Source organism: Microvirgula curvata (assembly GCF_054781615.1).
Window position 1 is genome coordinate 47,772 of record NZ_BAAGUB010000036.1, and the last position, 13,305, is coordinate 61,076.

At 64.9% G+C, this 13,305-nt stretch carries 12 protein-coding genes; 8 read left to right on the top strand and 4 right to left on the bottom strand.

Annotated features, from left to right (window positions below; all coding sequences use genetic code 11):
- Positions 1–40: 40 nt before the first annotated feature.
- Positions 41–1,666: a Na/Pi cotransporter family protein gene (locus tag ACYVG8_RS17095; protein ID WP_107888622.1), complete on the bottom strand. Its 1,626-nt coding sequence runs from the start codon at positions 1,664–1,666 to the stop codon at positions 41–43.
- Between the two features lie 412 nt (positions 1,667–2,078).
- Complete coding sequence (locus ACYVG8_RS17100; protein ID WP_028498411.1) at positions 2,079–2,345, bottom strand: hypothetical protein; 267 nt, start codon at positions 2,343–2,345, stop codon at positions 2,079–2,081.
- 153 nt (positions 2,346–2,498) lie between these two features.
- On the opposite strand from ACYVG8_RS17100, the gene sodC reads away from it, so the two are divergent.
- Positions 2,499–3,023, top strand: a complete 525-nt coding sequence (gene sodC / locus ACYVG8_RS17105) for a superoxide dismutase [Cu-Zn] SodC (protein WP_460746401.1) — start codon at positions 2,499–2,501, stop codon at positions 3,021–3,023.
- 72 nt (positions 3,024–3,095) lie between these two features.
- Here the strand turns inward: sodC and ettA are convergent, their stop codons facing one another.
- Positions 3,096–4,763, bottom strand: coding sequence for an energy-dependent translational throttle protein EttA (gene ettA, locus ACYVG8_RS17110; protein WP_028498409.1), 1,668 nt, complete (start codon positions 4,761–4,763; stop codon positions 3,096–3,098).
- Positions 4,764–4,854: 91 nt separating this feature from the next.
- Between ettA and ACYVG8_RS17115 the strand changes: the two genes are divergently transcribed.
- On the top strand, positions 4,855–5,607 hold the full coding sequence (locus tag ACYVG8_RS17115; RefSeq protein ID WP_460746402.1) for a Clp protease ClpP: 753 nt from the start codon (positions 4,855–4,857) through the stop codon (positions 5,605–5,607).
- Between the two features lie 224 nt (positions 5,608–5,831).
- Here ACYVG8_RS17115 and selD read toward each other — a convergent pair whose 3' ends face one another.
- Complete coding sequence (gene selD, locus ACYVG8_RS17120) at positions 5,832–6,872, bottom strand: selenide, water dikinase SelD (protein WP_107888619.1); 1,041 nt, start codon at positions 6,870–6,872, stop codon at positions 5,832–5,834.
- Positions 6,873–6,889: 17 nt separating this feature from the next.
- Between selD and mnmH the strand changes: the two genes are divergently transcribed.
- From mnmH to trxA, 6 genes are all read left to right on the top strand, one after another.
- Complete coding sequence (gene mnmH, locus ACYVG8_RS17125; RefSeq protein ID WP_051528697.1) at positions 6,890–7,969, top strand: tRNA 2-selenouridine(34) synthase MnmH; 1,080 nt, start codon at positions 6,890–6,892, stop codon at positions 7,967–7,969.
- A gap of 151 nt (positions 7,970–8,120) precedes the next feature.
- Entirely contained in the window at positions 8,121–9,170 is a 1,050-nt protein-coding gene (locus ACYVG8_RS17130; RefSeq protein ID WP_199489769.1) for a microcin C ABC transporter permease YejB, read from the top strand.
- Between the two features lie 6 nt (positions 9,171–9,176).
- Positions 9,177–10,232, top strand: a complete 1,056-nt coding sequence (locus ACYVG8_RS17135; RefSeq protein ID WP_051528696.1) for a GGDEF domain-containing protein — start codon at positions 9,177–9,179, stop codon at positions 10,230–10,232.
- Positions 10,229–11,266, top strand: coding sequence for an ABC transporter permease (locus ACYVG8_RS17140; RefSeq protein ID WP_028498406.1), 1,038 nt, complete (start codon positions 10,229–10,231; stop codon positions 11,264–11,266). Before ACYVG8_RS17135 ends, ACYVG8_RS17140 begins: the two co-directional genes overlap by 4 nt.
- The gene (locus ACYVG8_RS17145; RefSeq protein WP_028498405.1) at positions 11,263–12,855 is read left to right on the top strand and encodes an ABC transporter ATP-binding protein; all 1,593 of its coding nucleotides are present in this window, start codon (positions 11,263–11,265) and stop codon (positions 12,853–12,855) included. The genes ACYVG8_RS17140 and ACYVG8_RS17145 overlap by 4 nt, the downstream gene beginning before the upstream one ends.
- A 110-nt stretch (positions 12,856–12,965) precedes the next feature.
- Positions 12,966–13,295 (top strand): thioredoxin TrxA, encoded by a 330-nt coding sequence (trxA, locus tag ACYVG8_RS17150; RefSeq protein ID WP_028498404.1) that lies wholly within the window; start codon positions 12,966–12,968, stop codon positions 13,293–13,295.
- Positions 13,296–13,305 lie beyond the last annotated feature (10 nt).

The window sequence follows — 13,305 nt, forward strand, 5'->3', positions numbered from 1 at the left end:
CCATCCGGCACAAATCTGTTTCCAGAGATGTCTGCCGCGTTCAGTCGCGGCCGTTGCTGCGTTCGATTACCGGGTAGGCGATGGCGCAGATATGCGAATGGATGCGCTTGAAGTCGCGCAGCACGTCCAGATGCAGCGAACTGGTCGAAATGCTGTCCTTGCGACCCTCACGCAGCCGTGCCAGGTGGTTGTCACCGGCCTCGCGGACAATGTCGCGCACCCGGGCCTTGTCTTCCAGCAGCCGGCCGGCCGCGTGCAGGTCATTGGCCATGAAGGCGGCCATGGCGCGGCGGAAGCTTTCCAGCACCAGTTCGTGCAGGGCACTGAGCTCGGTTGCGCCGTCGCCGGAGAAGCGCAGCCGGTTCTTGGCCTTCTTGGCCGCGAGTTCCATCAGGTTGCGGTCGATGATGTCGCCGATGTGCTCCATATTGATGACGAAGGCAATGATGGCCATCGCCTTGCTGCCCTGTTCGGGGTCCAGACTGTCGCGGGTCACGGCGGTCACATAGAACTTGATGCGTTCGTACAGCCGGTCGACTGCATCATCGCGGCGGGCGATGGTGGCAATCAGCCGCCGGTCGCCGGTCAGCAGCGCGGGCAGGCTCTGGGTCAGCATGTCCTCGACGATATCTCCCATGTGCAGCGCTTCGCGGGTCGCGTTGACCAGGGCTTCTTCCGGCGTGCCGATGGCCGACGAGTCCAGATGACGGGGCGCGTCCGGATCTTCCGCCGCTTCATTATTCTGCGGGTAGATCTTTTCCAGCAGGCGGGCGACCGGATCGAGCAGACCGATAAACAGCACCGCAATGGCGATATTGAGCCCGGTATGGAAATCGGCGATCCGGTGGCCGGGGATACCCGGCAACTGCATCAATGCATCGGCCAGCGGGCCCGTGACGGCAAGCAGCACGAGACAGACACCGCCGCGCAGCAGCAGATTGCCGGCCGGCAGGCGTTTCCGCAGGTTGTCATTGCCCTTCGCACCGGCGAAATACGGATTCAGCGCGCTGCCGATATTGGTGCCCAGCACCATGGCGATGGCCGTGCTCATCGGGATGGCGTTCGAGGTGGCCAGCGACATGACGAACAGCACGATCGGAATGCTGGAGTGGGCGGCCCAGGTCAGCAGCGCGGCGATGGCGGCATTCAGTGCCGGCATGTCGGCCAGCGCCCCGAGCACCGTGCGCAGGGCCGGGGCCGCCTCGGCCGGTGCCATGGTGTCGACCAGCAGTTCCAGCGCCAGCAGCATCAGGCCGAGACCGATGATGGCGCGGCCGAAATCGCGCATCTGCGAGCCCTTGCCGCGCTCGAACATGGCCATGCCGACAACCAGACAGGCAGGCGAGATCCAGCTCAGGTTCAGCGAGAACGCCTGCACGATCAGGGTCGAGCCGATATTGGCGCCAAGCATGATGGCCAGCCCGGTCACCGGGCGCATGATGCGCCGGGCGGCGAACGAGGTGGCGATCAGCCCGGTGGCGGTGGCGCTCTGCAGGGCGGCGGTCACCGCCAGTCCGGCGAACAGCGCGCTGAAGCGGTTGCCGAGGCTGCTGGCCATGAAACGGCGCAGCGACGAGCCCAGCGCCCGCATGAAACCGGACTCCACCATGTGGAGTCCCCAGGTCAGCAGCGCCACGCCTCCGGCGAGATGCAGCAAGATGAACATGTTCTTTCCTCCCGGGTGGCGGCGCGGCGGGCAGGATGCCGGCAAAAGCGGGCGGGACGGTCAGCAACGTGCGGGAGAATGCCCTTGCCGGCAGGCATGGGGCCTGAATCAGGTCCTCGGACTGTCCGCATACCCCGCTTGCGAAGAATGGACGGGCGAAGCAAGGTTTCTCCCCGGCGGCGGGGGCGGAAGAGGCAGGATTCAATCAGGCAGACTGCCGTGCTTGCCGACAGATCCTGTCAGTCGGGCGACGCCACTGTAATCATTGTGCTCACATCCATGAGCCGTCCGGGCTCATGGGGCAGGACCTGTATACATAGGCGAAATGCACGGGAAAGGCAAATCGCGCCCGGAGGCGGGCGCAAACGGAAATGCCCGCGCCGGTGGCGCGGGGCTGGAAGCGATGACCGGATCAGGTGTTGTTGCTGCTCAGTGCCCGGCGGCGCTCGGCGGCAAGCAGCGACACGATGCACAGATTGGCAGCACCCAGGGCCAGCGCCGTGACCAGACCGGCTGCGGCACCCAGTGCCTGCATCGCACACAGCAGCGCCACCAGGGTGAGCAGGCCTGCGTAGCGGCGACCGGCCCGCAGCCGGCGGGCGATCAGTTGCTGGGTGGGCGAGGCGACATGGAGCGCCAGCGCGGCAGCCAGCGAGAACAGGAAGGCAAGAACCAGCATGATGGGGACTCCGGTAAAACAGGGTTGCATACCATCAATAATAATGATTCTCATTTGATATGCAAGCCGGACGACAAGGCCGCGGCGATCGTGTCTATATTCAGAGGCCTGACGGCGCCCCGTCACCGCCCCTTACCCACAAGAGGAGAAACCATGAACAAACGACTGCCCGCTCTGCTGATGATGGCCGGCCTGACCGGTTCCGCACTGGCTGCGGCACCGGTGCCGGTCGACATGCAGCTGGTCGACCAGAAAGGCCCGGTCTGGCAGATCGGCACGATACAGGCCACCCAGTCGGCCTACGGTGTGGTGTTCACGCCGAACCTGGACGGCCTGCCGCCCGGTGTTCATGGCTTCCATCTGCATGCCAGTGCGGACTGCGGTCCGAAGCTGATCGACGGCAAGATGGTGCCGGCCGGCGCGGCCGGCGGCCATTTCGATCCGGCCGGAACCGGCCGGCATGAAGGCCCGTGGGGCGAAGGCCATCTCGGAGACCTGCCGGCGCTGTATGTCGGTGCCGATGGCCGCGCGACCCAGCCGGTGCTGGCGCCACGGCTGAAACTGTCCGATCTGGCCGGGCATGCGCTGATGATCCATGCCGGTGGTGACAATCACGCCGACATGCCGGCGGCGCTGGGCGGCGGCGGTGCCCGTGTCGCCTGCGGGGTAATCCGCTAGCAGAACGTATCGCCGCAAACGACAAACGCGGGCCCGAAGGCCCGCGTTGTGGTTGAAGCTGCTGCTACGTGATCAGCGCGTGACCGGCTTGTAGCGGATGCGCTTCGGCTTCGCGCCTTCTTCGCCAAGGCGTTTCTTCTTGTCGGCTTCGTATTCCTGATAGTTGCCATCGAAGAAGGTCCACTGCGAATCGCCTTCCGCCGCCAGGATATGGGTGGCGATACGGTCGAGGAACCAGCGGTCATGGGAGATCACGAACACGGTGCCGGCGTATTCCAGCAGCGCGTCTTCCAGTGCGCGCAGCGTTTCGACGTCGAGGTCGTTGGACGGTTCATCGAGCAGCAGCACGTTGCCGCCCTTCAGCAGCGTCTTGGCCAGGTGCAGGCGGCCGCGTTCGCCGCCGGACAGCGAGCCGACCTTCTTCTGCTGGTCGCCGCCCTTGAAGTTGAACCGGCCCAGATAGGCACGGCTCGACATCTCGAACTTGCCGACGTTGACCAGTTCCTGGCCACCGGACACGTCCTCGAACACGGTCTTGTCGTCGTCCAGCCCTTCACGGCTCTGCTCGACGAAGGCCATCTGCACGGTCTGGCCGATCTTCACCGTGCCGCTGTCCGGCTGTTCGCGGCCGGCGATCATCTTGAACAGCGTCGATTTGCCGGCGCCGTTCGGGCCGATGATGCCGACGATGGCGCCGGCCGGTGCCTTGAAGCTCAGGTTGTCGATCAGCAGGCGGTCGCCGAAGCCCTTCGACACCTGGTCGAACTCGATCACTTCGCTGCCGAGCCGCTCGCCGACCGGAATGAAGATTTCCTGGGTTTCATTGCGCTTCTGGTATTCGAACGACGACAGTTCCTCGAAGCGGGCGATACGGGCCTTGGACTTGGCCTGGCGTCCCTTCGGGTTCTGCCGCACCCATTCCAGTTCCTGCTTCATGGCCTTCATGCGCGCAGCTTCACCCCTGGATTCCTGCTCCAGGCGCTGTTCCTTCTGTTCCAGCCACGAACTGTAGTTGCCTTTCCACGGGATGCCGTGACCGCGGTCGAGTTCCAGGATCCATTCGGCAGCGTTGTCGAGGAAGTAGCGATCGTGGGTAACGGCGACCACGGTGCCGGGGAAGCGCACCAGGAACTGCTCCAGCCATTCGACCGATTCGGCATCGAGGTGGTTGGTTGGTTCGTCGAGCAGCAGCATGTCCGGCTTGGACAGCAGCAGCTTGCACAGTGCCACGCGGCGCTTTTCACCACCGGACAGCTGACCGATGCGGGCATCCCATGCCGGCAGGCGCAGCGCATCGGCGGCCAGTTCCAGCTGCAGCGAGGTGTTGTCGCCGGCGCCGGCGGAAATGATCGCCTCGAGCCGCGCCTGCTCCTCGGCCAGTGCATCGAAGTCGGCATCCGGCTCGGCGTAGGCGGCATAGACTTCTTCCAGCCGCTTTTGCGCGTCCATGACGTCGCCCATGCCGGCTTCGACTTCCTCGCGCACGGTGGCGTCATTGTCGAGCAGCGGCTCCTGCGCCAGATAGCCGATCTTTACGCCGGCCAGGTGCTGGACTTCGCCGTCATACTCCTTGTCGACACCGGCCATGATTTTCAGCACGGTGGATTTGCCCGCGCCGTTCAGCCCCAGCAGGCCGATCTTGGCACCGGGGAAGAAACTCAGGGAGATGTCCTTGATGATCTGACGCTTGGGGGGGACGATCTTGCTCACGCGGAGCATCGACATTACATATTGGGCCATGCAGAATTCCGTAGGAAGAGTCAGTGTCTAAGCCGTGGAGTGTAGCAAAGCCGGCCGCCCCGGTGGCCGGCATGACAAGAAGAAGGGGGCAATGATGAGCAGGCATTCGATACCCGCGGGCATGCACAACGAGGGCAATGACGAGGACGAGGAGGTTGTCCCGGTTCCGGTACCCTATTTCCGCCGCTACGACAGTCAGGTGGTCGCCCGGCAAATCTCCTTCTATCTGTCCGGCGAGATCGGTCCGGCGATCGCCTATACCGATCTGCTGAACGCGCTGTCGACTGCCAGCGAATACGACGTGATCTTCCTGCACCTGAATACCCCCGGCGGGATTTTCGACACCGGGTTGCAGATCATCAACAACATCCAGGCCTGCAAGGCCAAGGTCATCACCGTGCTGGAAGCGCGCGCCTACTCGATGGGTTCGCTGATCTTTCTCGCCGGCGACGAGCTGATCGTGCACGACAACTGCCAGCTGATGTTCCACAACTACTCCGGCAGCCTGATCGGCAAGGGCAACGAGCAGCACGCGCAAGTGATTGCGCATGGCAAGTGGTTCGACAAGGTCATGCACCGGCTGTGCTACCCGTTCCTGTCCAGCGAGGAACTGGAGGCGATCATGCGTGGCGCCGACATCTGGATGGATTCGGACGAGATCCGCCGCCGCATGCAGAAAGTCATTGCCGCGCGGCAGTTGCCGGCGCCGCCGCGCGCCGCACGCGGCAAGAAGGCGGAGGCAACGACGCCGCCGGTGCTGGATGCGGAGCCGGTCCGTCCGGTGGAGGTCGAGGTCAAGGCCATGAAGCCGGGCGGCAGCAAACGCCCCCGGACCCGCAGCTAGGGGCGCCTGGCCGGCAGCGCGGTCCAGATTTCCGCCCAGCAGCACGAGTGGTGCAGGTCGGAAACGCACGCACTGCCGGTTGCCGGCCGGCGGGAAAACCGTCGGCGTAGGCATCGGCCACCTGGCGCGGCACGATGCGATCAGCGTCGCCGACCAGCAGCCACTGCGGGTTGCGTTGCGCAATCTGCTCGCCAATGCCGACCGGCATGCCCCGGCTGGTAAGGTCAGCGCACGACGACGCCGGCGTGACCGTGGGCCAGCTCGCCGATGTCTGCCGCGTAATCGAAGCCGGCAGCATGGAAACGGGCCAGAACGGCATCGGCCGCTTCCGGCGCCACGGCGACCAGCAGGCCGCCGCTGGTCTGCGGATCGGCCAGCAGCCGCTGTTTCCAGGCCGGCACGTCGTGGGCGAAGCGCACGCCATCGCCGAAACTGGCCCAGTTGCGTTCGATGGCGCCCGGGCCGATGCCCTGTTCGGCAAAGCCAAGCGCTTCGCGGATGACCGGCACCCGGTCGATGTCGATCATGCCGGTCAGGCCGGCGCCGCGGCAGACTTCCAGCAGGTGGCCGGCAAGGCCGAAGCCGGTGACGTCGGTCAGCGCATGCACCTCGTCGAGTTCGGCCAGTTCGGTGCCGACCGTGTTCAGCCGGGTAGTGCTGCCGATCAGCGCGGCGTAGCCGGCGTCGTCGAGCAGTCCCTTTTTCATGGCCTGGGCCAGGATGCCGACTCCCAGTCCCTTGCCGAGGATCAGCCGGTCACCGGCGCGGGCGCCGGCATTGGTCTTGATCCGGCGCGGGTCGATAATGCCGATGCCGACCAGACCGTAGATCGGTTCCGGGCTGTCGATCGAGTGACCGCCGGCGATCGGGATGCCGGCCGCCGCGCAGACCGACTGGCCTCCGTCGAGGATGCGGCGGATGGTTTCCGGCGGCAGCACATTGACCGGCATGCCGACAATGGCCAAGGCAAACAGTGGTTTGCCACCCATGGCATAGATGTCCGACAGCGCATTGGTGGCGGCGATGCGGCCGAAATCGAACGCGTCGTCGACGATCGGCATGAAAAAATCGGTGGTGGCGACAATGGCCTGGCTGTCGTTGATGCGGTAGACCGCGGCATCGTCCGAGGTGTCGATGCCGACCAGCAGGTCGGGGAAGGGCAGCGACGGCCGTACGCCGGCGAGGATGGTTTCCAGAACGGCGGGCGCGATTTTACAGCCGCAGCCGCCACCGTGAGACAATTGCGTCAGTCTGACATCACTCATTTTTACTGCCCTTTATCATGCGTTTCTTGCCGCCCGCGACCATAGCACAGCGCGACGAATTCGATGAGGTCATCGACGTGCGCACACCGGCGGAGTTCGCCGACGATCATATTCCCGGTGCCATCAATTGTCCGGTGCTGTCCGACGACGAGCGCGTCGTCGTCGGCACGCTGTACAAACAGGCATCGCCCTTCGAAGCGCGCAAGGTGGGAGCTGCGCTGGTCGCGCGCAATATCGCCCATCACCTTGATGCCCGTTTCCACGACCGGCCCAAGAGCTGGCGCCCGCTGGTCTGCTGCTGGCGCGGCGGACAGCGTTCGGGTGCGATGACGCTGATCCTGCAGCAGGTTGGCTGGGGCGCGCGGCAACTGGAAGGCGGCTACAAGCAGTACCGCAAGCAGGTAATGGATGCGCTGGCTGAAGCGCCGGCCCGGTTCCGGTTCCGCGTGCTGTGCGGGCCGACCGGCTCGGGCAAGAGCCGGCTGCTCGATGCGCTGGCGGAGGCCGGGCATCAGGTGCTCGACCTCGAACGGCTGGCCTGCCATCGCGGATCGGTGCTGGGGGCGTTGCCGGACGAACCGCAACCGTCGCAGAAGCGTTTCGAGAGTCTGCTGTGGCTGGCACTGTCCGCACTCGATCCGGCCAGGCCGGTCCATATCGAGGCCGAGTCGCGCCGGATCGGCCGTCTGACCGTGCCGGGCAGCCTGATCGATGCGATGCATCAGGGGGACTGTCTGTGTCTGGAGGTGCCGCTCGGCGAGCGGGTCCGTTTCCTGCTGGAGGATTACGACTACTTCCTGCGCCAGCCGGCGCCGCTGATGGCGCGGCTCGGTCAGTTGCGCGAGTTGCACGGCCGGGAAAAACTGGCGCAGTGGGAAGCGCTGATCAAGGCCGGCGCTTTCCCTGCACTGGTCGAGGCGCTGCTGGTCGAGCATTACGATCCGCTGTATGGCCGTTCGACGGATCGTCACTATGCGAATCTGGCCGAGGCGCAGCACTTGCGGCTGGACAACCTGTCCGTTCCGGCGCTGACCGCACTGGCGGCGAAATGGCAGGATGACCGGCAAAAAATATCGGCGCCGCCCCCCTCGTCTTGAGACAGGCTGACGGCTTTTCGCCGACGACCGGCGCAAACAGTGCTGTCACCATGTCATCCCCTGCCAGAAGTCGTGTTTATGTCTTGGCGGCGGGTGCAAGCAACCCTTATTCTTGTGGCATCGCCCCGCCAGACCGGACCGACTGATGAACCTGTGGCGCTATATCGCCAAACGCCTGCTGCTGATGGTGCCGACCCTGTTCGGCATCCTGCTGGTCACCTTCATGGTGATCCAGTTCGTGCCGGGCGGCCCGGTCGAGCAACTGGCCCGCGAACTCCGTGGCGCGCAGGTCGGCGAGATGGTGACGACCAATACCGGCTTCTACCGCGCATCGGGCGGGCTGGATGCCGACCGGCTGGCCGAACTGAAAACGCTGTACGGTTTCGACAAACCGGCTTACCAGCGTTTTGGTGACATGATCTGGCGCTACCTGCATTTCGATCTTGGCGAGAGCTTCTATCATCACCAGTCGGTGGGGTCGCTGGTGGTGTCCAAGCTGCCGGTGTCGATGAGTCTCGGCCTGTGGACGTTCTTCCTGACCTATCTGATCTCGATTCCGCTCGGCATTCGCAAAGCCGTGCGCGATGGTTCCGCCTTCGATGTCGCCACCAGCACGCTGCTGCTGGTCGGCTATGCGATCCCCGGCTTCGTGCTTGGCGTGGCCCTGCTGGTACTGTTCGGCGGCGGCAGTTTCCTGGAAGTGTTTCCGCTGCGCGGACTGGTGTCCGACAACTGGAACGAGCTGGACTGGCCCGCGCGCATTGCCGACTATCTGTGGCACATGGTGCTGCCGGTGACGGCATCAGTGGTCGGCAGCCTGGCAGTGATGACGCTGCTGACCAAGAACACCTTTCTCGAGCAGATCCGCAGCCAGTATGTGCTGACCGCCCGGGCCAAGGGTGTCAGTGAAAACCGCATCCTGTACAAACACGTGTTCCGCAACGCGATGATCCCGCTGATTACCGGTTTTCCCTCCGCCTTTATCGGCGCTTTCTTTTCCGGCAGCCTGCTGATCGAGACGATCTTCTCGCTCGACGGACTCGGGCTGCTGTCCTACGACGCGGTGGTCAAGCGTGACTATCCGGTCGTGATGGGCACTCTGTACCTGTTTACGCTGATCGGGCTGGTGGCGAGGCTGCTGTCCGACCTGTGCTATGTCTGGGTCGACCCGCGCCTGCGCTTCGACTCTGTGGGCGGATAGGAGCCGATGATGGATCTGTCCTATGCGCAAATGCTGGAGAACGCCCAGCGCAACGAGGTGGTGCTGCGGCGATTCCAGGCGATCGAACTGGCACTGATCGGTGCCAGCGGCTTCGGCCAGTTTCTGGCCGGGATACGCGATCAGTTGCCGGCGCGCATGGCGCTGGAACAGGCATGGCTGCTGCTGGCCGACAGCCATGGCGAGGTGTCCGCCATCCTTGGCTACGACGAGGTCCTGCCGGACGGGCTGCTGCTCGAGCGGGAGCCGGCCCGGCTGGTCGAGCGCCTTGGTGAATTGCCGACCCGGGTGCGGCTCGGCAGTCCGGGCGAGGTGCTCGGCGAACTGGCGCTGGACTGGGCAGAATTGCCCGGCAGTGTGGCGCTGATGCCGCTGTGGCGCGACAGCACACTGATCGGGCTGGTGGTACTCGGCAGCCGCGACCCGGAGCGGTTTGCACCGGATCAGGCCACCGACTTCATTGAACGGTTCGCTGCCGTGACTGCGCTGTGTCTCGACAATGTGCTGAACCGCGAGCGGCTGAAGCAGCTCGGCCTGACCGATCCGCTGACCGGCCTCTACAACCGGCGCTATTTCGACCAGCGCATCGACGAGGAACTGGCGCGGGCGCGCCGGCATGGCGCGCCGATTTCCTGTCTGTTTCTCGATGCCGATCATTTCAAGCGCATCAACGATACCCACGGTCACGTCGCCGGCGACATCGTGCTGCGCACGCTGGCCAACCGCATGCGCGGTCAGTTGCGCGGCTGTGACGTGGCCGCGCGCTATGGTGGCGAAGAATTCGCCGTCCTGCTGCCGCAGACCGCGCTGGGTCAGGCTCGGCTGGTGGCCGACCGCATCCGCACCCAGATCGGCGGCGAGCCGGTCGTACTGCCGGACGGGCGGCGTGTGCCGCTGACCGTATCCATCGGCGTGTCGACCTGCGGCAATCAGCTGGCCGACAGCCCGATGCAGTTGCTGGCCCGCGCCGACGCGGCGCTGTACCGGGCCAAGGAAGCCGGTCGCAACTGCATCATGTCCGTCGAAAGCGGAGCGCAGGCATGACCGAAGCCGCCGCGCTGCCGCCCCGCGCCCGGGCCTGGCGCCGTTTCCGCGCACACCGGCGCGGTTATGTGAGCCTGATCCTGTTCACGCTGCTGTTCGTGCTGAGCCTGTTCGCCGACGTGCTGTGCAATGACAAGCCATTGCTGGTGCGCTATGACGGCCGGTACTACTTTCCGCTGCTGGTCGACTATCCGGAAACCGCTTTTGGCGGAGACTTTGTCACGCCACCCGACTATCACGACCCGTTCATCGTCGACAGGCTGAAGCGCGGTGGCAATTTCGCCGTGTATCCGCCGGTGCCGTACCGTTTCGACAGCATCAACTACTATGCGCGCGACCCGAACCCGGCGGCGCCGTCGCGCGAGAACTGGCTGGGAACCGATGACCGGGGACGCGACGTGCTGGCCCGGGTGGTCTACGGCTTCCGGCTGTCGGTGCTGTTCGCGCTGGCGCTGACGGTGGTCGGCAGCCTGGTCGGTGTGCTGGCCGGTGCGGTGCAGGGCTATTTCGGCGGCAAGACCGATCTGTTCCTGCAGCGCTTTATCGAGATATGGGGCTCGCTGCCCGAGCTGTACCTGCTGATCATTTTTGCGTCGCTGTTCACGCCGAGCCTGTCGCTGCTGCTGATCCTGCTGGCGCTGTTCGGCTGGATGGGACTGGCCGACTATGTGCGGGCCGAATTCCTGCGCAACCGGCAGATGGAATATGTGCTGGCGGCGCGCGCGCTCGGCCTCGGCAGCGCACAGATCATGTGGCGGCACGTGCTGCCGAATTCGATGACGCCGGTCATCACCTTCCTGCCGTTTCGCGTGTCCGGCGCCATTCTGGCGCTGACCTCGCTCGACTTTCTCGGCCTGGGGGTGCCATCGAGCACGGCCAGCCTTGGCGAACTGCTGGCCCAGGGCAAGGACAACCTGGATGCCTGGTGGATCGGTCTGTCGACCTTTCTGGTGCTGACCGGCACGCTGACATTGCTGATCTTTATCGGTGAAGGCCTGCGCGAAGCCTTCGACCCGCGCCGGGAGGGACGATGAGCGATACGGTGCTGCTGCAGGTGGAAAACCTTGCCGTTCGCTACGATGGGCAGGCTGTGGTCGACGGAGTGACATTCGACATCCGTGCCGGCGAGAAACTTGCCCTGGTCGGCGAGTCCGGCTCCGGCAAGACCCAGGCTGCCAGTGCACTGCTGCGGCTGCATCCGGAAGCCACCCTGTCCGGCAGCGTGCGCTGGGCGGGGCGGGAGCTGACCACGTTGCCCGAGCGCGATATTGCCCGGCTGCGCGGGCACGATATCGCCATGATCTTCCAGGAGCCGATGACGGCGCTGAACCCGCTGTATCCCATCGGCAACCAGATTGCCGAGTCGCTGACCGTCCACCGCGGACTGAGCGGCCGGCAGGCGCGGGCGGAAGCGCTGGCGCTGCTGGGGCGGGTGCGCATTCCCGAGCCGGAAAAAAAGCTCGGGCGCTATCCGTTCGAGCTGTCCGGCGGTCAGCGTCAGCGGGCGATGATTGCCATGGCGCTGGCCTGTCGTCCGCAACTGCTGATTGCCGACGAGCCGACTACGGCGCTGGACGTGACCGTGCAGGCGCAGATCCTGTCGCTGCTCGACGAGCTGCAGCGCGAGTTCGGCATGGCGATCCTGTTCATTACCCATGATCTGAATCTGGTGCAGCGCTTTGCCGATCGCGTGGCCGTGATGCGCCATGGTGCGCTGGTTGAGAGCGGGCCGGTGGCGGACGTCTTTGCCCGGCCCCGGCACGAGTACACCCGGACGCTGCTGGCCAGCCGCCCCGAGCCGCTGGCACCGCAGGCGCCGTCGACCGAGCCCCCGCTGCTGGACGCGGAGGCGGTGCGGGTCGTTTTCTCCCGTCAGGCCGGCTGGTTCCGGCGTGAGGAAACGGTGGCGGTCGACGGGGTGTCCTGTTGCATTGCACCGGGGCGCACGCTGGGCCTGGTTGGCGAGTCCGGCTCCGGCAAGACCACCTTCGGGCTGGCGCTGCTGCGGCTGCTGCCGGCTACCGGCCGCGTGGTCTTCGCCGGGCAGTCGGTATTGGCTCTGGCGCCGCGTGCGCTGCGCAGCTTGCGGCGCGACGTGCAAATGGTGTTCCAGGACCCGTATTCCTCGCTGTCGCCACGGCTGACCGTTGGCGAGATCGTCGGTGAAGGACTGGCGCTGCACCGGACCGACCTGTCGGCATCGGCACGCCGGGCCCGGGTGGTGGAGATCCTGCGCGAAGTCGGGCTGGACGAGAAGGCCTGTGATCGCTATCCGCATGCGTTTTCCGGTGGGCAGCGCCAGCGCATAGCCATTGCCCGGGCGCTGGTGCTCGAGCCACGGCTGTTGCTGCTGGACGAGCCGACCAGCGCGCTGGACGTGTCGATCCAGCGCCAGGTGCTGGAGCTGCTGAAACGGCTGCAGCAGAAATACGGTCTTGCGTATCTGTTCATTTCGCACGATCTGGCGGTGATCCGCGCCATTGCCCATGATGTAGTGGTGCTGCGCAACGGACGGGTGGTCGAGGCCGGACCGACGCGGGAAGTGTTCGATGCACCACAGGCGTCGTACACCCGGGAATTGCTGCAGGCGGCGCTGGGTGTGGCGCCGGCACCCGCTTGCTAGTGTCATGACCGTGCAATGCAGCACGACACCCGGTCGCGTGCCTTGTCGGCGCAGGATGCGCTTGTTACTATCAATCGATACAGCCCACGCGCACCAACACGGAGAACACAATGAGCAGCGAACTGATCGTCCATGTCACCGACGCCTCTTTTGAAGAAGAAGTGTTGAAGGCACAAGGCCCGGTACTGGTCGACTACTGGGCCGAATGGTGTGGCCCTTGCAAAATGATCGCGCCGATTCTCGATGAAATTGCCAAGGAATACGACGGCAAGCTGAAAATCACCAAGCTGAACATCGACCAGAACGAAACCACGCCGCCGAAGTACGGCATCCGCGGCATCCCGACGCTGATGATTTTCAAGGACGGCAATGTGGTTGCCACCAAGGTCGGCGCTCTGGCCAAGAGCCAGCTGACCGCGTTTGTTGACAGCAACATCTAATCTGTCTAAG

Bases quoted from the DNA above. Each gene is read 5' to 3' on its own strand.
- ACYVG8_RS17145 (WP_028498405.1), top strand. From the start codon at position 11,263: ATGAGCGATACGGTGCTGCTGCAGGTGGAAAACCTTGCCGTTCGCTAC.
- selD (WP_107888619.1), bottom strand. From the start codon at position 6,872: ATGAGTGATGTCAGACTGACGCAATTGTCTCACGGTGGCGGCTGCGGC.
- trxA (WP_028498404.1), top strand. From the start codon at position 12,966: ATGAGCAGCGAACTGATCGTCCATGTCACCGACGCCTCTTTTGAAGAA.
- ACYVG8_RS17100 (WP_028498411.1), bottom strand. From the start codon at position 2,345: ATGCTGGTTCTTGCCTTCCTGTTCTCGCTGGCTGCCGCGCTGGCGCTC.
- mnmH (WP_051528697.1), top strand. From the start codon at position 6,890: ATGCGTTTCTTGCCGCCCGCGACCATAGCACAGCGCGACGAATTCGAT.
- ACYVG8_RS17095 (WP_107888622.1), bottom strand. From the start codon at position 1,666: ATGTTCATCTTGCTGCATCTCGCCGGAGGCGTGGCGCTGCTGACCTGG.
- ACYVG8_RS17115 (WP_460746402.1), top strand. From the start codon at position 4,855: ATGATGAGCAGGCATTCGATACCCGCGGGCATGCACAACGAGGGCAAT.
- ettA (WP_028498409.1), bottom strand. From the start codon at position 4,763: ATGGCCCAATATGTAATGTCGATGCTCCGCGTGAGCAAGATCGTCCCC.
- sodC (WP_460746401.1), top strand. From the start codon at position 2,499: ATGAACAAACGACTGCCCGCTCTGCTGATGATGGCCGGCCTGACCGGT.
- ACYVG8_RS17140 (WP_028498406.1), top strand. From the start codon at position 10,229: ATGACCGAAGCCGCCGCGCTGCCGCCCCGCGCCCGGGCCTGGCGCCGT.
- ACYVG8_RS17135 (WP_051528696.1), top strand. From the start codon at position 9,177: ATGATGGATCTGTCCTATGCGCAAATGCTGGAGAACGCCCAGCGCAAC.